Source organism: Haoranjiania flava, from assembly GCF_025631005.1.
Lineage (GTDB): Bacteria > Bacteroidota > Bacteroidia > Chitinophagales > Chitinophagaceae > Haoranjiania > Haoranjiania flava.
Map to the genome: position 1 here is coordinate 50,744 of NZ_JAOTPL010000001.1, position 26,973 is coordinate 77,716.

Annotated in this window: 17 protein-coding genes and 1 tRNA gene; 4 read left to right on the forward strand and 14 right to left on the reverse strand. The window is 41.3% G+C overall.

Annotated elements, in window-relative coordinates; genetic code table 11:
* Window positions 1-274: 274 nt before the first annotated feature.
* The 4 genes from OD355_RS00220 to kdsA all read right to left on the reverse strand — a co-directional run bounded on the left by OD355_RS00220 (window position 275) and on the right by kdsA (window position 4,469).
* Window positions 275-1,843 carry an Rne/Rng family ribonuclease gene (locus tag OD355_RS00220; protein ID WP_263036426.1) on the reverse strand — a complete coding sequence of 523 codons (1,569 nt, stop codon included), beginning with the start codon at window positions 1,841-1,843 and terminating at the stop codon, window positions 275-277.
* A gap of 340 nt (window positions 1,844-2,183) precedes the next feature.
* On the reverse strand, window positions 2,184-3,032 hold the full coding sequence (locus tag OD355_RS00230) for a tetratricopeptide repeat protein (RefSeq protein WP_263036428.1): 849 nt from the start codon (window positions 3,030-3,032) through the stop codon (window positions 2,184-2,186).
* Between the two features lie 28 nt (window positions 3,033-3,060).
* A complete protein-coding gene (locus tag OD355_RS00235; protein WP_263036429.1) occupies window positions 3,061-3,351 on the reverse strand; it encodes an HU family DNA-binding protein in 291 nt (96 codons plus the stop codon).
* Window positions 3,352-3,641: 290 nt separating this feature from the next.
* Entirely contained in the window at window positions 3,642-4,469 is an 828-nt protein-coding gene (gene kdsA, locus OD355_RS00240; RefSeq protein ID WP_263036430.1) for a 3-deoxy-8-phosphooctulonate synthase, read from the reverse strand.
* Between the two features lie 123 nt (window positions 4,470-4,592).
* Between kdsA and OD355_RS00245 the strand changes: the two genes are divergently transcribed.
* Window positions 4,593-5,546 carry an NAD-dependent epimerase/dehydratase family protein gene (locus OD355_RS00245; protein ID WP_263036431.1) on the forward strand — a complete coding sequence of 318 codons (954 nt, stop codon included), beginning with the start codon at window positions 4,593-4,595 and terminating at the stop codon, window positions 5,544-5,546.
* Between the two features lie 177 nt (window positions 5,547-5,723).
* On the opposite strand, the gene uvrA is transcribed toward OD355_RS00245, so the two are convergent.
* The 4 genes from uvrA to OD355_RS00265 all read right to left on the reverse strand — a co-directional run bounded on the left by uvrA (window position 5,724) and on the right by OD355_RS00265 (window position 10,600).
* Window positions 5,724-8,525 (reverse strand): excinuclease ABC subunit UvrA, encoded by a 2,802-nt coding sequence (gene uvrA, locus OD355_RS00250; protein WP_263036432.1) that lies wholly within the window; start codon window positions 8,523-8,525, stop codon window positions 5,724-5,726.
* A 258-nt stretch (window positions 8,526-8,783) separates the two neighbouring features.
* The gene (locus OD355_RS00255; protein WP_263036433.1) at window positions 8,784-9,266 is read right to left on the reverse strand and encodes a DMP19 family protein; all 483 of its coding nucleotides are present in this window, start codon (window positions 9,264-9,266) and stop codon (window positions 8,784-8,786) included.
* A gap of 3 nt (window positions 9,267-9,269) precedes the next feature.
* Entirely contained in the window at window positions 9,270-9,722 is a 453-nt protein-coding gene (locus OD355_RS00260) for a gliding motility lipoprotein GldH (protein WP_263036434.1), read from the reverse strand.
* 2 nt (window positions 9,723-9,724) lie between these two features.
* Window positions 9,725-10,600, reverse strand: a complete 876-nt coding sequence (locus OD355_RS00265) for a YicC/YloC family endoribonuclease (RefSeq protein WP_263036435.1) — start codon at window positions 10,598-10,600, stop codon at window positions 9,725-9,727.
* Window positions 10,601-10,705: 105 nt separating this feature from the next.
* Between OD355_RS00265 and murA the strand changes: the two genes are divergently transcribed.
* Window positions 10,706-12,016, forward strand: a complete 1,311-nt coding sequence (murA, locus tag OD355_RS00270; RefSeq protein ID WP_263036436.1) for a UDP-N-acetylglucosamine 1-carboxyvinyltransferase — start codon at window positions 10,706-10,708, stop codon at window positions 12,014-12,016.
* 16 nt (window positions 12,017-12,032) lie between these two features.
* Complete coding sequence (gene gmk / locus OD355_RS00275) at window positions 12,033-12,599, forward strand: guanylate kinase (RefSeq protein ID WP_263036437.1); 567 nt, start codon at window positions 12,033-12,035, stop codon at window positions 12,597-12,599.
* Between the two features lie 6 nt (window positions 12,600-12,605).
* Here gmk and OD355_RS00280 read toward each other — a convergent pair whose 3' ends face one another.
* From OD355_RS00280 to gltB, 3 genes are all read right to left on the reverse strand, one after another.
* Window positions 12,606-13,742: an OprO/OprP family phosphate-selective porin gene (locus tag OD355_RS00280; RefSeq protein WP_263036438.1), complete on the reverse strand. Its 1,137-nt coding sequence runs from the start codon at window positions 13,740-13,742 to the stop codon at window positions 12,606-12,608.
* Between the two features lie 203 nt (window positions 13,743-13,945).
* Complete coding sequence (locus OD355_RS00285; protein ID WP_263036439.1) at window positions 13,946-15,454, reverse strand: glutamate synthase subunit beta; 1,509 nt, start codon at window positions 15,452-15,454, stop codon at window positions 13,946-13,948.
* 87 nt (window positions 15,455-15,541) lie between these two features.
* Window positions 15,542-20,092: a glutamate synthase large subunit gene (gene gltB, locus OD355_RS00290; RefSeq protein ID WP_263036440.1), complete on the reverse strand. Its 4,551-nt coding sequence runs from the start codon at window positions 20,090-20,092 to the stop codon at window positions 15,542-15,544.
* A 194-nt stretch (window positions 20,093-20,286) separates the two neighbouring features.
* On the opposite strand from gltB, the gene OD355_RS00295 reads away from it, so the two are divergent.
* Window positions 20,287-20,360: transfer RNA gene (locus OD355_RS00295), tRNA-Arg, on the forward strand.
* A 99-nt stretch (window positions 20,361-20,459) separates the two neighbouring features.
* Here the strand turns inward: OD355_RS00295 and OD355_RS00300 are convergent.
* From OD355_RS00300 to OD355_RS00310, 3 genes are all read right to left on the reverse strand, one after another.
* Entirely contained in the window at window positions 20,460-21,299 is an 840-nt protein-coding gene (locus OD355_RS00300) for an endonuclease/exonuclease/phosphatase family protein (RefSeq protein WP_263036441.1), read from the reverse strand.
* Between the two features lie 494 nt (window positions 21,300-21,793).
* The gene (locus tag OD355_RS00305; RefSeq protein WP_263036442.1) at window positions 21,794-23,560 is read right to left on the reverse strand and encodes a RagB/SusD family nutrient uptake outer membrane protein; all 1,767 of its coding nucleotides are present in this window, start codon (window positions 23,558-23,560) and stop codon (window positions 21,794-21,796) included.
* Between the two features lie 12 nt (window positions 23,561-23,572).
* Window positions 23,573-26,806, reverse strand: coding sequence for a SusC/RagA family TonB-linked outer membrane protein (locus OD355_RS00310; RefSeq protein ID WP_263036443.1), 3,234 nt, complete (start codon window positions 26,804-26,806; stop codon window positions 23,573-23,575).
* Window positions 26,807-26,973: the final 167 nt, after the last annotated feature.

The window sequence follows — 26,973 nt, forward strand, 5'->3', positions numbered from 1 at the left end:
TCTTCTCTGTAATGTAGAAAAATCAAAGATACTCTTTTAATGTAAAAAATATTGGTAGTTTACACAGGCTTACAAAAAAAAGAACCGGCAGGAATACCGGTTCGATTTTTTACTTACTAACTCACTAAATTGTTTTGCTAAATTACAATATTGGGCAGATATTCAAAATTATTTTTGCAAAATGTGAATAAGTTTAGGCATTTATTAAACTCCCAATTGAAAATTTAAAATTGTAAATTTATTTCAATCAATCAGTTACAACAATTAACTTCTATTAAATCCGGATATGCTCATTGTTGGTGTCATAAAATTTGTACTGTATGATTCCCAACGCACTATCTTGCTTCACCTGCAGGTTGACCTTATATTTCTTGCTCCATTTTCTTTTGATGGAGGTAAAATAATTTCCTTTGGTGAGGTGAGAAAAAACTATGGGGTGAACCATCAGGGTAAGCTGCCTGTGCTGATTAGACACCAGGTAGGCAAGTTTATTTTCAATATCGTCTATTAGCACCAGCGTGGAGGTTACTTTACCACTGCCTTTGCAAGAAGGGCAAATCTCAGAAGTATTGATCTTCATTTCGGGGCGCATACGCTGGCGCGTGATCTGCATTACACCGAATTTAGATATAGGCAGCAATGCGTGCCTTGCACGGTCTTCACGCATAAAGTTTTCCATAGCCTCTAAAACCTTTTTACGGTTTTCAGGATTCTTCATGTCTATGAAATCTACTACAATGATGCCGCCAATATCGCGCAGGCGCAGTTGCCTTGCAATTTCTTCGGCAGCTTCGAGGTTGGTGGCCAGTGCATTTTCTTCCTGGCTGCTGCTGATGTTTTTATAGCCGCTGTTTACATCAATCACACTCAGCGCCTCAGTATCTTCAATAATGAGGTAGGCGCCGCTGTTGAGATTCACGGTTTTACCAAAAGCGGATTTAATTTGTTTTAACACGCCGTGTTGTTCAAATACAGGCGTGGAATCCTGGTAATAAGAAACTATGTTTTGTTTTCCGGGAGCGATCCGCTGAATATAATCAGCTGTTTCGTTGTACAACGTTTTATCGTTTACAATAATGCGGTTAAATTCTTTGGTAAGCAGGTCGCGGAGAATGCTGGTGGTTTTATTCTCTTCGCTCAGGATTTTTACAGGGGCTTTGGCATCTCGCAGTTTCAGCTGAAGGTCCTTCCAGTTATCAAGCAGGTTGCGCATGTCTTCATGCAGTTCGGCTGTATTTTTGCCTTCTGCCGCTGTTCTTACAATAACACCGATATTCTTAGGCTTGATGGATTCTACGATCCTTTGCAATCTTTTTCTTTCTTCAGACGAATGTATTTTTTTAGAAATGGCTACAATGTCGTTGAATGGTGTGATCACGATAAACCTGCCGGGAATAGAAACTTCGCAGCTTAGCCTGGGCCCTTTTGATGCGATGGGCTCTTTTAATATCTGCACCAGCACGTTGGGCTTACCGTTGAGCACCTCGGTGATCTTGCCTGTTTTAGCGATTTCCGGTTCTACCTGGAATTTAGAAAAATCAAAACCCGTGTCTGATTTATCCACCATGCAAAGCTGTGTAAATTTCAGGATGGATCGAATGTATGGGCTAAGGTCTGTGTAGTGCAGGAATGCATCTTTTTCATAACCCACGTCTATGAATGCTGCGTTGAGGCCCGGCATCAGCTTCTTTACTTTTCCTAAAAAAATATCGCCTACAGCAAAGCCCGCATCTGATTTTTCGTTGTGCAGCTCTACCAGTTTTTTATTTTCGAGCAATGCAATTTCCACTTCTCCGGGCGTTGCATTGATGATAAGTTCTTTGTTTAATAGCTCTTTCTCCACTGATCAATAATTTATAAACAGCCTGCGCATAAGCGCTGCCATTGTATGTAAATAAAAGGAGAATAACTAAGGAATAATTATAAGTATACCTTTTGTATTCTGCATAAATAAGTTGGGGAAAGGATAAAGTTGCAGAAACAAAAGTTCAAAGAAAAATCAAATCTCTCTTTATTGCGCACGCAACAAAAAGAGATTTGCAGAAATACAGCTTAAAGCTTATTTCTTTTTATGACGATTTCTTCTAAGTCTTTTCTTACGTTTGTGTGTCGCTATTTTATGACGTTTTCTTTTTTTACCACAAGGCATAATTCTTATTATTTTATTGTTTATTAAAAATATTTTATTTCATTTTCAATTCCCTGATGCGTGTATCTATGTCCTGCTTTGCCTGTTCAAGATTCACTTTTCCGCGTGCGATCGTGTACCATTTTATGGCGTTTGCTTTATCGGAAAGGCGCTCATAAGATTCTGCAATGCTAAAGATAGCCAGCAGGTTGTCGGGCTCTTTTTGCAGCACTTTCTCAAAACGTTTTACAGCATTATCGAACTGCCCGCTCTTCATACCACCCAGGCCAAGCATCATTTGCGCATACGTATTGGCAGAGTCTCTTTCCGCCACTTGCCTCACTTTCATGATTCCCTCCATAGGATTATCTGAAATATTGCCAAACATATAGGTAGCGCCTAACCCAATAACCGTGGAATCATTAGCCGGGTTTATTTTCAAGGATCTTTCAAAAAGCTCTTTTGTTTGCTTAGCTATCCACCTTTGTTTTGACGGATCGTGCTCTACCATCAGGTAATTTAAGAGCGAATTGGCTGCAAAGTTGAGATTTTTTTCTGAATTTTCCAATTTTGCCTTCTCGCCTAAATAGTAAGCCGCTACAGGAAGATTTTTCAGGGAATCTTTCCAGTAATGCGAAAGACTGTGATAAGCCGATATGCGCGCGGCTACAGATTGTGCATTTAACCTGCTTTCAAGAGCTTTTAGTTGTGTAGTTTGTGCGGATGATAATTTTTCCTTTTCTGCAGCCAGTACATCAACAGGAGCCATTAACGCGCTGTCTCTCGCTGGCAATTCCAATTTAGCCTCCCCTGGTTGTTTGGGAGGAGTTTTATTTACAAAAAAATAAATTAAAACAAACAATAAAGCCGCAGATGCTAAAAGAATAACCTGTTGTTTTCTCACTAATCAGTAAATTTTGGTGTCTGCGAAGTTAGTTAGTTTTTAGCTTCTCTTTTACGTCTGCAACAAATTCTTTTGAAGGTTTAAAGGCAGGAATATAATGTTCAGGTATCTCCACAGCTACATTTCTTTTAATGTTTCTGCCAATCTTGGCTGCTCTTTTTTTGGTGATAAAGCTGCCAAACCCTCTTACATACACATTCTCGCCATTTGCCAGGTTTTCTTTGATCTCCTTGAACAGGTTTTCTATGGTCACCAACACATCTACTTTTGGGATGCCTGTTTTCTCGGAAATATTATTTACTAAATCAGACTTTCTCATGCTAATATCTTTTGGTTAGATTGAAGTAATTGTTTTTTATTCTTTCTCCATGGAAAGAGTGTGTAAAGTGTATAGTTTATATTCGCTAAATTATAACATGCAGACTTTTAAAACAAGTTCGTGTTTTAATTTTAACAATTGAAGGTATGAAATTTACATATAAAAAAACATTTTTTATAAACAAATTATCGGGTATTAATAGCCTTTGTTAACGGAAGCTTGTAATCTCTTGATTCTTACTGCTTTACAAAAGCATGTAAAATGAATAATTATATTTGCTATGGGCGGTATTAAATTATAGCAGATCTTAACTTTACAAGTTTTTCAAGCATTTCCTCCAGCTTATCCAGTTGCAGCATGTTTGCTCCATCGCTTTTGGCCACGGCCGGTTGCGGGTGTGTTTCAATAAAAAGCCCGTCGGCGCCGGCTGCAATAGCACACTTTGCAATGGTTTCTATCATCCCCGGGTTGCCGCCGGTAACCCCGCCTGACTGATTGGGCTGTTGCAGGCTGTGCGTGCAATCCATCACTGCCGGTACATCATTAGCCTTCATCAGGGGAATATTCCTGAAATCTACCACCAGGTCGTGGTAGCCAAAAGTTGTACCTCTTTCTGTGAGCATTATCTTTTCATTACCTTCGTTGCGTAGTTTTTCCACGGCAAATCTCATAGACTCCCCGCTTAAAAACTGCCCTTTCTTTACATTAACCACTTTGCCGGTTTGCGCAGCAGCAATCAACAGATCTGTCTGCCTGCAAAGGAAAGCAGGGATCTGCAGCACATCAACGTATTGCGCAGCTATGGCACATTCCTCGGCTGTATGCACATCTGTGGTTAGCGGAATATGGTATTTTTTACCAATAGCCTGTATCAACCCCAAAGCTTTCTCATCACCGATACCGGTGAATGAATTAGCGCTGGTTCGGTTGGCTTTTTTATAACTTGCTTTGAAGATATAGGGAATGGCAAGTTTTTTACAAATGCCCGAAACGGTGTAAGCCACTTCTTCCAGCAGCTCTGCACTTTCCACAACACATGGACCGGCTATGAGAAAAAAATTGTTTTTATCGTATTGTTGAGATGAAAATAAATTATGGTAAAGATCGGGTTGAGGCATAATGGTTTTTATTTAATAGTTATATGAGCGATAATAAACGTTTGCTTTATTTTATATACTAACTAATTTGCGAACTTACCGCAAAATTAATTTTCTTTGTTTAGTAATTAAAAACATTTCTTTATGAATACAAAGGAGAAGATCCTGATCATTGGTGCATCAGGCCAGATTGGTGTAGAGCTTACGCTTGCACTAAGAAATATCTACGGCCCTAACAACGTAATTGCTTCAGACCTGCGGGAGGTGAACCCGCTGATTAAAGACGGGCCGAGTGTACTGTTCGATGCTATGAATAAAGAAATGATGCATGTGCATGTAATACGCCACAACATAACGCAGATCTACGTTTTAGCGGCCATGCTGTCTGCTAATGGGGAAAGGCATCCCAACCTTGCCTGGAACCTGAACATGCAGGTGTTGCTCAATTCACTTGATATTGCCAAAGAAGAAAAAATAAAAAAAATATTCTGGCCATCTTCCATGGCGGTCTTCGGGCCTACATCTCCCAAGCACAAATGCCCGCAACAAACCATTATAGAACCTTCTACCGTGTACGGTATCAGTAAATCTGCAGGGGAATTGTGGTGTAATTATTATTTTAAAAACTTTGGTGTGGATGTGAGGAGCGTGCGCTACCCTGGTATTATTTCCTACAAGTCTGCGCCCGGCGGAGGCACAACTGATTATGCGGTTGAAATTTTTCATGAAGCGATAGAAAATAAAAAATACGAAAGCTTCTTAAAGCCGGATGCCTACCTGGAAATGATGTACATGCCGGATGCTATACGTGCCACGGTTGAGCTTATGGAAGCGCCTGCCGAGAAGGTAAAAACGCATCTATCTTACAACATAGGCGCCGTAAGCTTTTCACCCGAAGAGATTGCAGCAGAAATTAAAAAAAGCATCCCTGAATTTGAGATTAGCTACAAACCTGATTTCCGCCAGAACATTGCCGATAGCTGGCCACGCAGTATAGACGATACACAAGCCAGGGTCGACTGGGGCTGGAAACACGAATACGATCTCCCTAAAATGACACAGGATATGCTGGAAAATATCGGTAAAATGCACCAATAATTGTAGGGAGATTACTGTTGATCATATCGCAGAAAATGCTTTGTCTTTTTTGTAAGCATCCTTACAAGCAGTTTACCAGCGCAAGGATGTTTTACCTGTGTTTTGATGGGGATTAACAACGTTCAGCAGCAAGTAATTTTACCTAATCGCTTATAGCCTGTTGTATATTATAATCTCCTACAAGAACTTGGCAGTCCTGCTTTTTTTAGACTTTTTAAGATCTTTGGGAACACCTGCAAATACAAGTTCTCCTCCTCCTTCGCCGGCTTCGGGGCCAAGCTCTATAACCCAGTCGGCAGATTTAATCACATCAATATTGTGTTCTATTACAATAATCGAATGCCCTTGCTCTATCAAAGCCGAAAATGCATCCAGTAACTTTTTTATATCATGAAAATGAAGGCCGGTGGTTGGCTCATCGAAAATGAACAACACTTTATCTTTTGTTTTTCCTTTGCCCAAAAAGCTGGCAAGTTTTACACGCTGTGCTTCGCCGCCGCTGAGTGTGTTTGAAGCCTGCCCAAGCTTTATATAGCCCAAACCCACATCATGCAGGGTTTGCAGGGATTTGACAAGATTGTTTTCATCTTTGAAAAATGCGATTGACTCATCCACGCTCATTTCCAATACCTCGTAAATGTTCTTTCCTTTGTACGCTACATCAAGCACCTCTTCCTTGAATTTTTTACCATTGCAGACTTCGCAGGTCAGATGCACGTCGGCTAAGAACTGCATTTCCACAATCTGTTCGCCCTCACCCTTACACGCATCGCATCTGCCGCCGTCCACATTAAACGAAAAGTGTTTGGCCTGGAAGCCTCTGACTTTTGACAGATGTTGTTTGGAGAAAATATTTCTTATCTCATCATAGGCTTTAATATAGGTAACGGGATTACTTCTGGATGACTTGCCGATTGGATTCTGGTCCACCATTTCAACCGTGGAAATCTCTTCTATATCTCCTTCAAGGCTGTCGTGATCGCCTACCTTTTCCGTAGTGCCCTGCTTCATTTTCATGAGCGCAGGATATAATACCTGCTTCACCAGGGTTGTTTTACCGCTTCCTGATACCCCGCTGATAACACACAAAACATTTAAAGGAATTTCAACATCCACATTCTTCAGGTTGTTCTGGCGCGCACCTTTTATCACAATGCGCTCATGCCATTTGCGCACTGTCTTAGGAGGCGCAATTTTTAATTCGCCTTTCAGGTACTTACCCGTAAGGCTTTTTTCATTTGCTATCAACTCTTTGTAATTGCCAGCAGCTATGACTTTTCCGCCGAGATGCGAAGCCAGCGGGCCCATATCAATAATATAGTCTGCATCGCGCATCATTTGCTCATCGTGTTCTACCACAATAACCGTATTGTCCAGGTCGCGCAGGTCTTTTAGCACTTTTATAAGCCTTTCCGTATCTCTTGAATGCAAACCAATGGACGGCTCGTCCAGGATATACAGTGAATTGGTAAGGTTGCTGCCAAGGCTCCTGGTGAGTTGTATACGCTGGCTTTCACCGCCGCTGAGCGAATTGGCAAGCCGGTTAAGTGTAAGGTAGCCTAAGCCCACATCCAGTAAGGTTTGCAGCCTTTGCTGTATCTCTACCAGTATTCTTTCAGCAATTTCAAACTGATGCCCTGTAAGGGTAAGATTATCGAACCATTGCTTTACATCCTTCACCGGCAGATCACTCAGCTCTGCAATGTGCTTATCGCCGATTTTCACGAATAAGGCTTCCCTGCGCAGCCTGTAACCGTTGCATTCCGGGCATTCTGTGCGCCCGCGGTAGCGGCTTAGCATTACCCTGTACTGAATTTTATACAAATGCGATTGTACATCTTCAAAAAAAGCATTGATGCCGTAAGCATGCTGGTTGCCATTCCAGAGCGTGGCCATCTCTTCTTTAGTGAGCTGCGCTACGGGCTTATGTATGGGGAAAGAAAATTTATGCGCGTTTTTCACGAACTGTTCTTTCCACCAGCTCATCTTCTCTCCCTTCCAGGCCGCAACCGCACCTTCGTATACGCTCAATCGCTTATCAGGTATTACAAGGTTTTTATCTATACCCAGTACATGGCCGAAACCTTCGCAAACGGGACAGGCACCGTAAGGATTGTTCCACGAAAACAAATCTGGCGTGGGTTCTTCAAACTGTATGCCGTCGGCTTCGAACCTATTGCTAAACGCTAAAAGTTTTTCATCATTTACACTCACCAGCATTTGCCCCTCTCCTTCATAGAATGCAGTATTAATAGAATCTGATATCCTGTGGAGGTCATCTTCTTCAAAAGGTTTTACTACAAAACGGTCTACCAGTATGTATACTTCACCGTCATTAGCACGTATTTGCTTTCCGAGTTCTTCATCGCTCCATTCGAGCATGTCTTCAATGTTGGCTGTCTCTTTCTTCCCGCCAAAATAAATTCTTGAAAAACCTTTCTGCTGCAATACATTTAATTCATCGCGTATGGCCCTGTTGCGGTATTGTTTAAAAGCGGCCAGCACATAAACCTTATCTCTCTCTGCCAGTTTTTTTATTACATCTACCACATCACTGACTTCATCTTTTTTTACCTCATTGCCACTTATGGGAGAATACGTTTTTCCGGCGCGCGCATAGAGCAGGCGCATATAATCATATATCTCCGTCATGCTGCCTACTGTGCTCCGGGGAGTGCGGGTGGCCACTTTCTGTTCAATGGCTATAGCGGGTGAAAGCCCTTTGATGTAGTCTATATCAGGCTTGGCCATACGGCTCATAAACTGCCTTGCATAGGCGCTGAGACTTTCCGCATACCTGCGCTGCCCTTCTGCAAAAAGGGTATCAATGGTGAGTGAAGACTTCCCGCTGCCTGAAACGCCGGTAACGACAATGAGTTTGTTGCGCGGAAATTCTACATCTACATTCTTCAGATTGTGGGTTCTTGCACCTTTTATAAAAATATTATCCTGTGTGGATACTTCCTTTTGCTTGCTCATAAACCCTGCTAAGGTAAATTTTATTGCCTTAAGCAAAGCAGTTGACAGAAATTATTTTTTTTGGCCTTTCATTAAACATTTTGGCTTATGAGAATGTCTTATATTTGCCTAATCGTGTTACAACAACTAATATTTGTAATTTGAAAGTTTTTTAATACATTTGTTGGTAATGCTGATTTGTAAAACAGTCTTATTAAAGTAAATTACGGCAGTATATCTTTAAAAAATGTTTTCATTTTGTTTAGTTTTATAGAATATTCACTTTACGGTTCTGTTTCTACGGAACCGTTTTTTTTTGTTTACTTCAAAGTATTGATAATTATTTTCTATAAACTTTTGTATGTGTTGCAATTCATCGTCAATAATAGAGAGGTATTGTTGATGGAGAGCTTCAAAAGCAGGGAATTTGTCATATAAGCCGGAAAATTCTTTTAAAGACATCTCCCGTTCCAGCTCCTGCACATGTTTTACATAGAGTGTCTTAGCAGCAGATAAATTGCCGGCTAATTTTCCTGCGCTCATATATGCTAATGGTTCTGTCCAGGCATTTTCAAAAATATATTCCCCAAACTTATTATGTATAAGCTGGATGTAACCGCCGTTCCTGACCTGCCGGTCTAAGAGTGCCAGCGCTTGTACAGTATGTTGAAAAATATTTAATGTATCGTGATTTTCGTATTCTTTGTCCAGCAAGGAAATGAGCTCAACAGGGGAATATGTGTTGACAGGTTCAGGCAGCATAAGTTAAATTTTTTGTATGCGCAAACCCGCATGCAGTATATTTTTTAAAGAACCCTCAGGCATTCGGTGATGCAGCGAATAAGTATACGGTACAGCGCGGAATCTCACAGGCTTATCGTTTAGCCGTATACGGTGCTCAACAATTTCTTCCAAGGTTTTGCCGTACCACCCGGAGTTTTCGCCAAGTTTAAAATTGTAGCTTACCGAGGTTAATGAGTCTGCCGGAGACTTTTTTGATATATTTATGCGTATGTTGTTATAGGCAAAAGCGTACTGATGCCGCAGCACCAGGTATATATTGTAAGATGCTGCGGTATCGGCAATCTGAAATTCAAACCGCGCGGTATCGGCTGCATGCCATTCCATTTTCCTGAAGGCTTTCGTCTGCTCATACAGATCGGGCGTAGGGCTGCATGCATACAAAAACAATACTATGATTATTACAATTTTCCACATGGTTACAGCACGTTGAGTATTTGCTCTTTCATTTTTTCCAGCTCATCTTTCATCAACACTACATTCTTCTGTATGTCTACATCGTTTGCTTTAGAGCCGGTGGTATTTATTTCCCTGCCGATTTCCTGGAGCAGGAAAGATAATTTTTTGCCTTTTGCCGCTTCGTCAGCTTTCAACAATTCGCGGAAATAAGCGCAATGATTTTTTAAACGTACCTGTTCTTCTGTAATGTCAAATTTCTCAATGTAATAGATCAGCTCCTGCTCCAGCCTGTTCTCATCATAGTTTTCTACATCCACGTTTTCCTCCAGCAATTTTAGCAGGTTTTCTTTCATTTTTACTTTCCTGGCAGGCGCTATCGCAGCATTTGAATTTTCCAGTTGCTCTATATTGGCCACTCTTTGCAATATATCTTTTTCGAGTGCCGCACCTTCATTCAGCCTGTGGCTGTTAACGGCCTCCGCCGCTTCCAGTAAGGCGGCTTTAACAACCTGCCATTCCTCTTCGCTCACCTGCTCCGGATTGCCTGAAATAACATCGGGCAACTTTAATAATGCACTCAAAACATTGTCGGCAGCCAGGTTAAGTTCATCAGCCACATCTTTTACCGAATAATAATAGGATTTAAGCAGTTCTTTATTTATGTAAACCGGTTTGGCGCAGCCGTTTTGTTTGATGACAATAGAGCATTCCACACTGCCTCGCTGTAATTTTTCAGCAATGATGTTTCTTATGTCAATTTCATAAGATTTTAGTAAGGGAGAGATATTGAGCCTGAGATCGAATTGCTTGCCGTTTAAAGAGCGCAATTCTACCAGGCAGGAATTATCATTGAATGTTTTTTCAGCACGGCCGTAACCCGTCATCGAATAAATCATAAATAAATTTTTTCAAAGATAAAATTTAAGTTCGTCATCCCATCATTTGGAAACAGCTTTTAAGCAGACATTTCATTATTTTTGTCCGAAAGAAAAAAATTATACATGAATGCTTTTGAAGTTACAGGCAGCAGAAAATTAAAAGGCGAGATACATCCGCAAGGCGCCAAGAATGAAGCGTTACAGGTAATATCTGCTGTATTGCTTACGGAAGAAGAAGTAGTGATAAAAAACATTCCCGATATACTGGACGTAAGCAGGCTGATAACTTTACTGGAAGCATTAGGCGTAAAAATAAAACAACTTAACAAGCATACTTACAGTTTTAAGTCAGAAGATGTAAATACTGACTTCTTATATTCCGAAGATTTCAGAAAAAAAGGCGGCGCACTCAGAGGCAGCATAATGATTGCCGGGCCTATGCTGGCGCGATTTAAAAAAGCAGTAATCGCGAAGCCCGGCGGTGATAAGATCGGGAGGCGCGGCATGGATACACATGTTGACGGCTTTGAAAAATTAGGCGCTCATTTTACCTACAACACCCATACATTCTGCCTGGAGTTTACAACAAAAGCTTTGAAAGGCAACTACATCATGCTTGATGAGCCGTCAGTAACCGGTACCGCAAACGTGCTGATGGCGGCAGTTCTGGCTAAAGGAAATACCACCATCTACAATGCAGCCTGCGAACCCTATGTACAGCAACTCTGTAAAATGCTGAACAGGATGGGCGCAAAAATTTCCGGTATAGCCAGCAATATGCTTGAAGTGGAAGGAGTGGAAGGGCTGCATGGCACAGAACATACACTACTGCCCGATATGATTGAGATAGGCAGCTTCATAGGCATGGCGGCCCTGACGCAGAGTGATATTACCATAAAAAATGTAAGCCTTGAAAACCTGGGCGTAATACCTGATAAATTTAAAAGGCTGGGCATTGAAATGGAATTCAGAAATGACGACATTTATATACCTGAGCAAAAATGCTACGAGATACAGCCTCCCCTCAACGGCAATATTTTAACCATTTACGATCATCCCTGGCCCGGGTTTACACCCGACCTGCTGAGCATTGTGCTGGTAACCGCCATACAAGCCAGAGGCAGCGTACTGATACACCAGAAAATGTTTGAAAGCCGGCTGTTCTTCACCGATACACTTATAGACATGGGCGCCAAGATCATTCTCTGCGACCCGCACAGGGCAACGGTTATAGGCCTTGAAAGAGAACACCATCTTAAAGGTATCAGAATGAGCAGCCCGGATATCCGTGCGGGCGTAGCGCTGTTGATCGCGGCCATGAGCGCTGAAGGCAAAAGCATTATTCAAAACATTGAACAAATACAAAGAGGCTACGAAAATATAGAACAAAGGCTCAATGCGCTGGGCGCTGAAATAAAACTTATCAACGACTAATCTATCTACACTTTTTATGAACAAACTTATTATCATTACTGCGCCTTCCGGGGCAGGCAAGAGTACCATAGCAAAATATCTGATGGATAAAAATCCCGGCCTTGCTTTCTCCATATCTGCCACCACCCGCCCGCTCCGCGGCAATGAAAAGCATGGCAGGGATTATTATTTTATGAGCGTAGATGAGTTTCAACATACAATACAGCAGGATGGTTTCGTGGAATGGGAAATGGTATACGAAGGAAAATATTATGGTACGCTTAAATCTGAAATAGAAAGAATCTGGCAGGACAATAAAACGCCCATGCTTGATATTGATGTAAAAGGCGCTATACATGTAAAGCAACTTTACAGCAAAAATGCACTGACGATCTTTATAGAACCGCCATCCATCGATGAGCTGAAAAAAAGGCTGGTGGGAAGGAATACCGATACGCCTGAAAATATTGATACCCGCATCAATAAAGCATCCTATGAACTTTCTTTTAAAGAATCGTTCGACAGGATTATCGTGAATGACAACCTGAAAGATGCATGCGAAAAAGCAGAGAAAGCTATCCTTGCGTTTATACAACAGGCATAAGCAACATCAGAATCTTAGCTGGAACTGTGCGAGCAATTGATTCTGGCTGTATTTATTTGTTCCCGGCATGTTGTGCTTGTAGCGGTCAATGATACCAACCAGCGAAAACTTAGCTGCATGGTTGTCTGCAAATAAAAAACTTACCATAGGCACAACAGTTGTTCTGGGATTAGGGTTGATATCTATATTTTCCAACAGGTTTTCATACCTGCAGGAAAGCTCCACACCCTTCCACCCGGTCCTATGAATATTGTAACGCAACAATGGCAACACATACAGGCCATGCATGCGGTAATTTTTTATCTTATCAACATCAACTTTTGCATCCATAAAATCACGCAGGTTGTACCCGTATGCATAGGAGGATTCTGTTTCCAGATCCCAGTTGTTATTGAGTTTGTGGAAAGTTTGCAGGTCAAAAGTATAAGCACCTACATTTTTTCGCTTAAAGTTTGTTGTGGCGAAGTTGGCGCCTACAGTGAATCCTTTTATGATTTCCGACTCTAAACGCATGGAGAAATCTTTGCTATTATCATTGTCCAATTCTACATTTCTGCCATTGCCATTGTATACAGTAAAATAATATTTCAGCGGAATATTCACCGGTTTCAGCGATCCATAGAATGCAGCGCCAAGCTGGAAACTCATCCAGTTGCTGCGGTTAAATGCGTTGTATTGATTGCTCCAGTAATAAGATTTGTGTTGCTCAACGCCATAAAGATCTTCAATGCCAAAAAACGGGCGAAACTGGCCGAATTGCAAGTTTACGTAATCATTCAGTTTATAGCGCATGAAAGCGTTTTCAAGAACTTTGCCTTGGGGGTCATTCTTAAATTCAGACAGGTTTACCAGCACATTGGCATCGAAGCGCGGGGTAATTTGAAATCTTCCCGAAACACGCACGTAGCGCAGATTAAACCCGTTATTAATAGCGGAATCTTTTAAAGAATGTATGCCGTTTATACCCACACTATCTGTAAGAGAAACAGCATAGTTACCTACAATCAGTGCATTAACCGTGACATTTTTTTTGAATGAATTTGTGCCGTTTACAGAAGAATCTGCTGCACTTTTAGTTTGTGCCGAGACAGAAAAAAAGGTAAATAATAAACCACTAATAATAAATAAAAATATCTTTTTCATAGCACTTGTAAGAGAGGTGCAAAGTTACTTTTAATTAATATATGGTTTTATGAATTTTATCATATTTACAATGGAAGAACGTCTTAAAAACGCCATCCCATCTGCCACGAGGTATGCGTGGTTGTCATAAATAAGCATGCTAAAACTAAAGAGAGCCAATTTTTTATTTTTGGCTCTCCTCATTCAATTATTTATGTTTATGTTTAATATTCATTGGCAACGAGCAAGTTCACGTCTTTTGTTTCCAGGAAAGAATGCCCCATTAAAAATTCATCTACTTTTCTGGCACATTCCCTACCCTCACTTATAGCCCATACAACCAAGGACTGCCCGCGGCGCATATCGCCACAGGAAAATATTTTTGGAATGTTGGTTTTAAATTCTTTTTCCGTTGCCCGCACATTGCCTCTTTCATCTAAGTCTATACCCAGCTGATCCAGCATTCCTTTATGTTGCGGATGCAAAAATCCCATTGCCAGCAAAGCCAGCTCGCAAGGTATCTCTCTTTCACTGCCGGGCACCTCTACAAAATTTGCCGGCCGCCCTTCTACTATCTTCCATTCCAGATCTACTATTTTCAATGCCTTAAGGTTGCCGTTTTCATCATTTACAAATTCCTTGGTGGAAACAGCCCAATGCCTTTCTGCACCTTCTTCATGAGAAGATGTGGTTTTTAAAATCATCGGATAAGTAGGCCAGGGCATATATTCATTTCTTTGTCCAGGCGGCACCGGCATTAATTCAAATTGGGTAACTGATCTGGCGCCCTGACGGTTAGAAGTGCCCACACAATCACTCCCCGTATCTCCGCCTCCGATCACCACTACATTGCGGCCCTTCGCCCATATATTGTCTTTCACAATATTACTTTCAATATCTGCCTTTGCCAAAGGATCAAGCGCATTGTTGCGCTTGTTTTGTTGCTTTAAAAATTGCATGGCAAAATGCACATCCTTGCTCCCTTCCCTTCCTTTTACAGGAAGATCGCGCGGCACCGTAGCGCCTCCTGCCAAAACTACAGCCTGGAAATCTCTCAGGATATCGTTGATAGAAACGTTGACCCCGACGTTGGCGTTGAGTTTGAATTGAACACCTTCCTGCTGCATCACATCTACCCTTCTGTCTATTACATTTTTCTCCAGTTTAAAATCGGGAATACCATACCTTAGCAATCCGCCCGGCTTATCATCTCTTTCAAAAACAACAACAGTATGGCCGGCGTAGTTTAGCTGTGCTGCAGCAGCTAAACCAGCAGGGCCGGAACCTATCACAGCTACTTTTTTGCCTGTACGCACATGCGGCACCTGCGGTTTCACCAACCCCAAATCGTAAGCCTTTTCAATGATATGCCGTTCGATTTCTTCAATAGTAATGGGATTTTGGTTAATGCCCAATACACATGCGGATTCGCAGGGAGCAGGACAAATGCGGCCTGTAAATTCAGGAAAATTATTGGTTGAGATTAATATTTCGTATGCTTCTTTCCATTCTTTTTTATATACTGCATCATTAAATTCAGGGATCACATTGCCTAAAGGACAACCGCTATGGCAAAACGGAACGCCGCAATCCATACATCGTGCAGCCTGAGCATTTAAATCCGAAGGTTCAAAATACGCTACAAATTCATTATAGTTCTGCAGCCGTTCTGCTATTGCTCTTTTATCAGGTGTTTTTCTGTCAAACTCCAGGAAGCCGGTCTTTTTACCCATTGTTTATCAACTTAAAGTTTTATAAGTATTAATTTTTCTGGTGAGTGCATGGTTGTAATGATTCTACAGCACTAATCACCGCTTAGTTTACTGGTTGTGTACTTTTGATTTTTCGCGTTTTGCAGCCAATGCCTTCTTATATTCACTTGGAAATATTTTCACAAAATTGCTTAACTGATTTTCGAAATCATCCAGTACGAATTTTGCCACCGCACTTTCGGTATAGTTGAAATGCTTTTGAAGCTGGTCTTTTATCAGCCGCGCATCTTCCTCATCCAACGGATCAAGTTCCACTAACTCAGCATTTAACTTATGATTGATTTGTTTATTTACGTCATACACATAGGCAATGCCGCCACTCATGCCGGCGGCAAAGTTTCTGCCGATATCGCCTAAAATAACAGCAACCCCGCCAGTCATGTATTCACATCCATGGTCGCCTGTACCTTCTACTACAACAGTTGCTCCTGAGTTGCGCACACAAAACCTTTCTCCGGCTTTTCCCCTGATGTAGGCGTAGCCTGATGTAGCGCCGATAAAGGAAGTGTTACCGATGATAATATTATCTTTAGGCCTGAAGGGTGAATTTTTTGGCGGATATATAATGAGTTTTGCCCCGCTTAACCCTTTTCCGAAATAATCATTGGCATCTCCTTCCAGCTCCAGCGTTACACCTTTGGTGTTGAAAGCTGCAAAACTTTGGCCTGCAGTACCTTTAAACTTAAACCAGACGGTATTTTCAGGCAATCCTTCAGCCTTGTATTTCTTTGTTATTTCATTGGATAAAATAGTGCCCGTAGTGCGGTCAATATTTCTTATTTCAAATTCGGCTTTTACTTTTTCACCCTTATTCAATGCCGGCTCGGCCGCTTTGAGTAGCTGCCAATCTATTACATGCTCTAATGCGTGATCCTGTATTTCATTATTAAACAAGCCTACTGAACTCTCTGCAGGTTCTTTGTACAATATGGGCGAAAGGTCTATGCTGCTTAGCTTCCAGTGGTCAATGTGGTCTTTTACTTTTAAATTATCTACCTGGCCGATCATTTCATTCACTGTTCTAAAACCAAGCTCTGCCATTATCTCCCTTAAATCCTCCACCAAAAATTTAAAGAAATTTACCACGTGGTCGGGATCTCCTGAAAAACGTTTTCTTAAACGTTCATCCTGGGTAGCTACGCCAACCGGGCAGGTATTTAAATGACATTTACGCATCATGATGCAACCTTCTACTACCAATGCAGCAGTAGCAACACCCCATTCTTCGGCTCCTAACAAAGCAGCAACAGCAATATCTCTCCCTGTTTTCATTTGGCCGTCGGCCTGTACAACCACCCTGCTCCTGAGTTTGTTCTTCACCAGTGTCTGGTGCGTTTCTGCAAGCCCCAGCTCCCACGGCAAGCCTGCATGTTTGATGGAACTGATGGGTGAAGCGCCGGTACCGCCGTCATATCCTGAAATAAGTATCACGTCTGCTTTTGCTTTTGCCACACCGGCAGCAATTGTGCCTACGCCGGCTTTTGATACCAGCTTCACATTGATGCGGGCTTTTCTATTGGCGTTTTTTAAATCATAGATCAGTTGGGCCAAATCTTCAATAGAGTAAATGTCGTGATGCGGCGGAGGTGATATAAGCCCTACCCCCGGTGTAGAATGCCGAGTACGGCCTATCCAATCGTCCACTTTGTGCCCGGGCAGTTGCCCGCCTTCGCCCGGCTTGGCGCCTTGCGCCATTTTGATCTGGATTTCATCGGCTTCGGAAAGATATTCGCTGGTAACACCAAACCGACCGGAAGCTACCTGTTTAATGGCAGAGCGCATACTGTCTCCATTCTCCATAGACAGGTAACGCACAGGATCTTCGCCACCCTCGCCGGTATTGCTCTTGCCTCCAAGACGATTCATGGCAATAGCCAGTGTGGTATGTGCTTCCCAGGATATAGAACCGAAGCTCATAGCGCCGGTTGCAAAGCGCCTGTAAATATTTTCAGCCGGTTCTACTTCATCAATTGATACCGGCTTGCGGGTTGGTGCAAACTCAAATAAACTGCGCAAGGTAACAGCCTTATCCCCTTGTTCATTAATGAGTTTTGCATATTTTTTATAAATGTTGTAATCATTCATTTTAGTCGAATACTGCAACAAATGTATCGTCTGCGGATTGAACAAATGCACTTCTCCTTTGCGCTTCCACTGATATACACCGCCTTCAGGTAAGCGATCTACGGGTATGTTCTTTTTAGGAAATCCAAACTGATGCTTTAATAATGTTTCTTTGGCCAGTTCATCTAATCCTAACCCCTCAATCCGTGAAGTGGCGCCTGTGAAATATTTTTCAACCAGTTCTTTTCTTAAACCGATAATTTCAAATATTTGTGCTCCATGATACGACTGCAAAGTAGAAATACCCATTTTAGAAAAAACTTTAAGCAACCCTGCACAAACGGCATTGATGTAATTTTTTTTAAGCTGTTCGGGGGATAAGTCGGATTCTATCTTGCCAGAGGTTCTCAGGGTCCTTACCGTAGATAAAGCCAGATAAGGATTTACAGCCGTGGCACCGAAACCTATCAGGCAGGCAAAATGGTGTACCTCCCATACATCGCCGGCTTCTACAACCAACCCCACCTTGCCTCTCATACCTTTTCTTATCAAATGATGATGCACCGCAGCCACTGCAAGCAAGGAAGGTATAGCCGCATGTTCGCTATCTACAGCCCTGTCGCTGATTACCAATACTTCAAACCCATCATTCACTGCATCTTCAGCATACCGGCAAAGCCTGTCAATACCGGCTTTTAAAGCACCGGGTGTGCCGTTTGAGCGAAAATACATCTGCAATGTTTTTGCCTGGAAGCTGCCTGTATCAATAGATCGCAATTTTTCCAACTCTTTATTGGTAAGGATCGGGTGCTTCAGCGCCACCACATGACATGCTTCCGGCCGCTGGGCTAAAAAGTTATCTACACTGCCTACGAACGTGGAAAGAGACATGACCATTTTTTCACGGATCGGGTCAATGGGGGGATTGGTTACCTGTGCAAATAATTGCTTGAAATAATTGCTGATATGCTGCGGCTGGTTGCTGAGCACCGCCAGCGGTGTGTCTGTGCCCATAGAGCCGATCGGCTCTTTACCATCTGCAGCCATAGGCGCAATAATGTTTTGAATATCTTCCTGCGTATACCCGAAAGACTTCTGGTATTTGAACACCTGGTCTTCTTCCAATGAAGTAAACATCACTCTCGGGTCTGGCAACTCTTCCAAACGTATCTTGTATTTGTTAAGCCAATCTCCGTAAGGCTGTTGTGAACAGATATCTTTCTTCAGTTCCTCATCACTAATAATCTTTCCCTGCTGCATATTTACAACGAACATTTTGCCGGGCTGCAGACGGGTTTTCTGAATAACAGTAGCAGGATCTATTGGTAATGCACCTGTTTCAGAAGCCATAATGACCCTGTCATCGTTCGTGACAGTGATCCTTGACGGCCTTAAACCGTTCCTGTCTAATGTAGCGCCGATCATATCGCCGTTGGTGAATGTGAGTGATGCAGGGCCATCCCAGGGTTCCATTAAACAAGCGTGGTATTCGTAGAAGGATTTTTTTACCGGATCCATGAGCTCATTGCCATCCCAGGCTTCAGGCACCAGCATCATCATAACATGCGGCAATGACCTGCCACAATGCTGCAGCAATTCAACTACGTTGTCCAGGCATGCAGAGTCCGACTGGCTTTCTCCTACAACAGGCAACAGCATTTCCATTTCTTCCCGGCTGAAATATTCAGAAGTGAAATTTTTCTCTCCGGACTTCAGCCAGTTCAGATTGCCCTGTAGCGTGTTGATCTCACCATTATGCGCCAGATAGCGGAAGGGTTGTGCCAGTTTCCACGAAGGAAAAGTATTGGTGGCAAATCTCGAATGCACCAGACCGAAAGCCGATACTACTTTTTTATTGGATAAATCCGTAAAGTAATTACGCACCTGGTGGCTGGTAAGCTGACCTTTGTAGATCACTATTTTTGCAGAAAGTGAAGCAATATAAAAACCTATACTATCTTTCCTTACCGTATTGTTGATGGTATGCGTGGCATAGTTGCGCAATACAAACAATTTTCTTTCAAATGCCGCAGTATCTTTGATATGATCGGGGCACGCCAGAAATACATGCTCCATTTCAGGCTCAACCGACAAAGCTGTGGCGCCAATACCCGTAGTGTCTACCGGCACTTTTCTGTACATAAGAATGTCTATGCCTAAAGTTTCAGCAGCACGGGCAAATATTTCGCGGCACTCTTCGCGCAGCCTTGTTTGCTTAGGAAAAAACAATACGCCTACAGCATAGCGGCCAAAGGAAGGAAGATGCACAGATTTCTTTAAACATTCTTCGAAGAAAAATTCGTGCGGAATCTGTATCATAATGCCTGCGCCGTCACCGGTATTGTTTTCAAAACCACTGGCGCCGCGATGCTCCATATTTTCCAGCACAGTAAGTGCATCTGTAATATGTTGATGCGATTTTCTACCTGTGATGCTGGCAACAAAGCCTACGCCACAGGAATCGTGTTCAAAAGCCGGGCTGTATAGTCCTTTTTCTTGCGGTTGCACCCCATTATACTGATTTGAAATACTCATAATAGATATTCTTTTACAAATTGTAAGCAAAAATACTTATTTTCTAACAATATTTGTAAATTCTTTGAATTTTTTCATATAATATGTATAAGAATTGAATTTTTTGAAAACAACCGTTCGCTTTTTAAAAAATAAATTAATGAAAACAATTTGGCTGAAACGGATTGAATCCTTAACTTTGCCGTCCACAAAAAGGCCTCGTAGCTCAACTGAATAGAGCATTTGACTACGGATCAAAAGGTTTCAGGTTTGAATCCTGACGAGGTCACTAAAAAGCTCCTGGATTCACAGGAGCTTTTTTATTTTCAGGTTATACTTTCACTATATTATCATTTAGTGAATCAGGCGCTTAGCAATTTACGCTAATCTATTTCCACTTTACATCTGCCATCACCGGGAAGTGGTCTGAAGGGTATTTGCCCATGTAGGTATCTGTGAGTATGCCCCATTTAAAGGCTTTGAGCTGGTTGGTTAAAAAAATATGATCTATCACTCCTTCCTGTTTGATACTCCTGCCGAAGTTGTTGAAGGATGAATTGTTTTCATACGGATATTTTACGTCGTGATAGCTGTCATGCAATAGCGCGGAATTTTTAAGCAATTGGTATGGCTCACTATTCCTGTCTGCATTAAAATCTCCGGTAAGTATTGCCGGGTCTTTACCAGCAATAGCCTTGATCTTTGACAATATTAATTTTGAACTTTCTCTCCGGGCTATTTGGCCCTGGTGATCATAGTGCGTATTAAAGACATAAAATTTTTTGCCGCTTTTTTTATCCTGCAAATATACCCATGATGTAATCCTGTTGCAGCAGGTTACATCCCAGCCTTTGCCGGGTACGTCGGGTGTTTCAGAAAGCCAGAAGTCTCCTTTGTTAAGCAATGTATATTTATCTTTTTTGAAAAATATAGAAGAATGCTCGCCACCCGTTTTGCCATCATCTCTTCCCTTTCCGTAAAGTGCATATTCAGGCAGCGCATTGGAAACATCATTCAACTGATTAACGAGCGCTTCCTGTACACCCACTATATCAAAGTCATGAAAACGTATAAGGTTAGCTACGGGTTTCATCCTGTCTTTCCAAAGATTTCCGCTGTCGTTTTTATTGTCGAATCTTAAATTAAAAGTAGCTACTCTAAGAGATTGAGCTTGGCCAGCAATAATTATCAGGCTTAGGAATACAGTTATTAAAAAATGTCGTTTCATGTGTATATTTTTTATTTTTCTTAATGGTCACATGGAATAGCCTTTATTCATTCGCGGTTGGTATGCAACCTTGCTTATGGCTATTTCATGTGTGTATATAATTTATTTGTTTTTCAGTTGTCACATGGAATAATCAAAACCTTCATTCTTTATTATCATTTCTCTGTTGGTATAGATTCCTAATCTTTATGGTTATTTCATGTGTATATTTTTATTTTTTCTTTATGGTCACATGGAATAGCCTTTATTCATCTGCGGTTGGTATGCAATTTTGCTTATGGTTATTTCATGTGTTTATATAATTTATTTGTTTTTCAGTTGTCACATGGAATAGCTTCCAGTGAACTTCATTTAGCTATATATTCATCCACAGTCGGTATGCAGCATTCTTATGGTTCATTTCATTTTTTCTACTTTTACGTTATACCTTCCGCATTAGGCAAGAAAAGTACGAAATAACTTCCAGATTGTAATAAATTAATAAAACGAATTTATTACCATCCCGGGTTTTGACCCAATGCAGGATTCATGGTCCTGTCATCTTCAGGTATCGGGTATAAATATTTTTTATCAAGCCACTCTCTTATGCCGGGATTCCATAAAATTTCTCCTGATGTACCATTTGATAATTGAATCCTGCCAACCGCCGTAGAAGGTGTAACATCAACAAATGCAATGGAAGGATTGGAAACTTTCGGTTTATCGCCCTGGTAAAATACCACATCTTTTATTCCATCGCTGTTAAGATCGTATTCTCCCAAGGCAGGAATATACATACCATTCATGGGTGCTTCGGAAAATAACTCTCCAATGTGCCATCTTATTAAATCATTCGGCCTGAGGCCCTCAAAAACCAATTCAACTGCACGTTCGCGCATTACTTCTAGCAATACAGGATTAGTAAATTTATTTTTATAGTAAGCAACAAGGTAAGGATCTGCAGTGGTTGGCATAGTCGTTAAAGTTGGCCCGGTAATTCCCGCCCGTTTTCTAAGCGCTCCTATTGTTGCTGCCCAGTCATTATCGGTCATCTGCCCCAATTCTGTTAATGCTTCAGCTTTATTCAAAAGGACTTCTGCCCATCTCATGATTATGTGTGCGTTATCGTTTCTGCTTTCATCATCATAGGGGAAACGTTCGTCGTAGCTCCATTTTATAGGTTGATATCCTGTAAACGTCTGATTAAAATTTGGCGGAGCAGCTACCGGCACACTATTCTCGGTTCTTTTATAATCGCCCAATCGAATGGTCTGCTTCAACCGCAGATCCCTGTTTTGTACTTCCTGCACAAATGGTGTAGTACGATATGAAGGATTATTGGTGAATGGTGTGCCATCTAATTTTAAATAAGTATTTACAAAATTCCGCGTAAGGCTGGGCCTGTTTCCGTAGGTGGGACTTATAAATCTGCGGTTAGAAGAACTAAACACCTGCAAGCTGGCATCCAGCGCTACTGCAAGAATTGTTTCATCGGCATGGGGGCTTTTTGTTATAAAAAGTTCTCTGTACGAGCGATCTGCAATTGCTGAATTATGCAACGTAAACCCGGTGATTTCGTTGGCTGCTTTTACAACCTGCTGATACCATTTATCAGCAGTAGCCTGCATATTGTACCGTGTATGATACTTTCTCAGGGATGCTTCGTAAAGACATATTCTTGTTTTATATGCTCTTGCAACATTCTTTGTAATGCGTGTACAAGAAGGATCTGAAGTAAGAGATATATTTTCTATTGCAAAGTCAAGATCTTTTAAAACATTGTCCATTACATCAAAGCGGCTGTCACGAGGGCGTTTCAATGTAATACTGTCCTTTACATCAATTGTTTTTTCAACCCAAGGCACATCTCCAAACCTGGTCACTTTATCATAATAAAACAATGCTCTGAAAAATCGAGCAACACCTATATAATGGTTTTTTGTAGCAACTGTGCTGACTTCTGCGTTTTCAATAAAATAATTGATATTACGCAGTCCGCTCCAATTCCAGCCTGAACTTGTAACCGGGCTCAACGCTCCTACAGCGAGAAAGTTATCTACCCCGTTGCGGGCAATAAGATCAGAAACATCATCATCCTGAAAAACACCGGCATCCGTTCCCGGCAAAATATCGTAAAATGAATTTGTGTAAAGCTCCATTCCGCTGGCTGATCCAAAGATCGACTGGCGCAAAGCGGTATCAACAGGCAACTCTTTTAAGTCGCAACCGGTTACTATAATAAGTGCTGATAAAATTATAAAACAACTAATTATTTTCTTCATGATAATATAGTTTTAGAAGTTAACATTTAAACCCAAAGAGATAACTTTTAGCATTGGATAATTATATCCGTCGCCACTTGCCCCACCACTTAAATCCCTGTCCGATCCGTAAATACTTGTCACGTCTGTATCTTTTGTCCATTTGTACATAGGCGACCATGTCCATAAATTTTCGCCCGACAAGTATACCCTGAGATCTTTTGCATGAATTTTTGAAGAAACTTTTGCAGGCAAATTATACCCTAACTGAAAATTTCTCAATCTTATGTAGGCTGCATTCTGCAGATATCTATCGTTAGGAACATTCAGCGCTCTGCCTGATCCCTGCGCAATATAGCCTACCAATCTGGGCAAATATGCGTCGAAGTTTTGAAGCTCTTCCCTGAACATATTACTTTCGTGCCACCTTGGATAACTATTGTACGGCCTGTTGTACTGGCCCCAGAATCGGGCTTCGGGTGAAGGATACCAATCCTGCTTCATCACACCCTGAAAAAACACAGATAGAAATATTCCGTTCCAATCGCCATTTAAGTTTAAACCGTATGTATATCGGGGCTGGCTATTACCGATAATGGATTTATCGCCGGAATTACCAACTCTGTTTAAACCCTGATAAATTTGGTTATCGCCGTCAAGATTTTTGAATTTAATATCCCCCGGGTAATTTTTTCTGGTATTTGTATTAGGAATATTTGACTGCGAAGGCGAATTTGCGATTTCTTCTTTAGAACGGAACAAACCTTCAACCTGGTAGCCCCAAATTTCACCAATACGTTGGCCTACGTAATAGTCTGTAAGATTTTTATCGGGATTATTATACTTAGTAATGATTGCTATATAGTCAGCGAGAATAAACCTTACGCTATAGTTGAATGGTTTCTCCCTCAAAGCAAAATCATCAGCCCATTTCAGAGAAATTTCCCAGCCTGTAGTTTTAAGATCTGCATAGTTGCCCTTAGGAACCTTGGTGCCATAAATTGCAGGCACCGTAGGCCCTACGGTAAACATATCTTTCGTATTGCGCCGGTAAAGATCCCCAACAAAATCAAGTCGATTATCCAATGCAGAAAAGTCCAATCCGAGGTTTGCTGTTGTGGATGTTTCCCACGTTAAGCCATCAGGCACCACATTTGGCTGTCCTGTTCTTTGCGGGCGCACCCCATTAATAATCCGGCCCGATTGAGAAATTGAAAAATTTTCTGTAAATGAGTAGGGGGAAATATTACCATTACCTAATGAGCCATAAGACGCTCTTATTTTTACATTTGAAAATGACCTGGAACTTAGATTCCAAAAGCCCTCGTCAGATATTCTCCAGCCAATAGACGCCGAAGGGAAAAACGCCCATTGCTGATTGGTAGGAAATTTAGATGATCCGTCATAACGACCATTAATTTCTAATAAATATTTTCTTTTGAAATCATAATTTACACGAAAGAAGCTGCCGGCAATACGCCATTTGTTGTAGCCGCCGTTTGTTACAATGCTTTGCCCCAGCGCCAGATTGATATCATCAGCATCCTCATAAACTATTCCGTTTCTTCGAACTGTAAGATTCTTGTATATTGATTGTTCATAGTTATATCCCGCAAGAAAATTAAAGTTGTGTGCATCATTAAAAGATTTCAGGTAATTAGCATACACGTTGGTAGCGATATATTCAGTCGTTCTTCTCCTTTCCTCTAAATCATTTGTATTGGTACCTGTATACCCAATCACCCCCTTATACCTGCTATACGGAACCTGTACACGATTTTGCTGAGAACCTATATCATTTGTCTGAAAAGTAAAATCACCGCGCAGAATAAGCTGTTTGTTTAAGAACTCTGCTTTTGCAGAAGCCCTGTTTTTAAAAAATCGTTCAGCGAAATCAATTCCGTTTCTACCGATATACTGGTCTCCAACTGTATAAGCAGCAGGAAACGACAAGGTGCCGTCCGGATTTTTCAAAGGTGCTAAAGGATGTCCTTCGTCAGCAATATTTCTCCAGATACCACTACCTTCACCCACGTTTAAAGGCTGGCGGTAATTCATGTTTGCATATTCTGTGTTATTTTCAACCTGAAACCAACTGGTAATCCAAATACTTCCTTTTGCTCTAAAATTGTACATTGAATACTTGTCAGAATTATACCTGAACAATCCATCCTGGGCGTTATAACGTCCACTTACATAATAAGCAGTTTTATCATTTGCCCCGGACAAAATAAGGTTATGATCCTGTGCATAGAATTTATCTTTGTACAATTCTTTATACCAATCTGTACTATAATAATATTCATACTCCCCCGTTGAGGGGTTTATCTCAATTCTTGGTAATGAAGGATCCTCCCAGCGTCTTTTTATTTCTGCCAGATATGCAGTTGAAAAAGGCAGAGTTTTATTTATGGCTGTGGGTGTGCGGCCGTTATCATTCCACCTGGACCATGAATCGCTGAAGTGTTGTGCCCAAGGATAAGAATCTACAATATTATCAGGGACAGCAGTAGGCTTTTTCATGGAAATATTGGTTAAATAACTAATTGAAGCTTTACCCTTTGCAGCTGATTTTGTTGTAATGAGTATCACCCCAAAAGCTGCACGTGCCCCGTAAATGGAAGAAGAAGCTGCATCTTTTAAAACAGATATGCTTTCAATATCATTTGGGTTTAGCATGCTCGGATTACCTTCTACTCCATCAATCAAAACCAATGCGTTACCGCCTTGCCCAATAGAAGTTGTACCTCTCACATTAAAAGAGGGAGATTGAGTAGGCTTCCCGTCCAGCATTGTTAAATTGAGGTTGGGTGAGGCGCCTACAAGCGCCTGAGAGATATTTGACACAGGCCTGTTATTAATCATTTCAGGTGTAACCTGGTCAACCGCTCCGGTTAGATTTACTTTTCTTTGTACACCATAACCAACTACTATTACCTCATCTAATGTTTGTCCTGAAGGTTCGCTGAGTTCTACATTTACAAATGCGTTTCCAGGAGACAGATTCCCAACAACTTTATTTTCAAATCCTATAGATGATACTTCTAATGTGTAATTTCCGGGCTTTAATCCTGAGAAAATAAAATGGCCATCCTGATCAGTGACTCTACTTTGCCGATAGTTTTGATTAACCGAAGAGAGCTTTACCGTTGCTCCTGCCACTGCTTCTCCTCCTGCCGATACTTTGCCATTTATTTGATCAATAATCTGTGCATTAGTATTTCTTGTGATGAAACATAAGAAAAAGAAGATAAATAATTTTTTCATCCTTATATTTTTTAGTTTTTAATAATTAGCTTTATTTATCCAGGAAACGCTATAATTACACACGTGCATGCAGCATGCTTATGGATAGTGAATCCGTAAATCTTTTGATATTTTGAATGGCCGGATATAGCCATGGTTTTTCCTACTTGTTTCATCTCTATATTTTT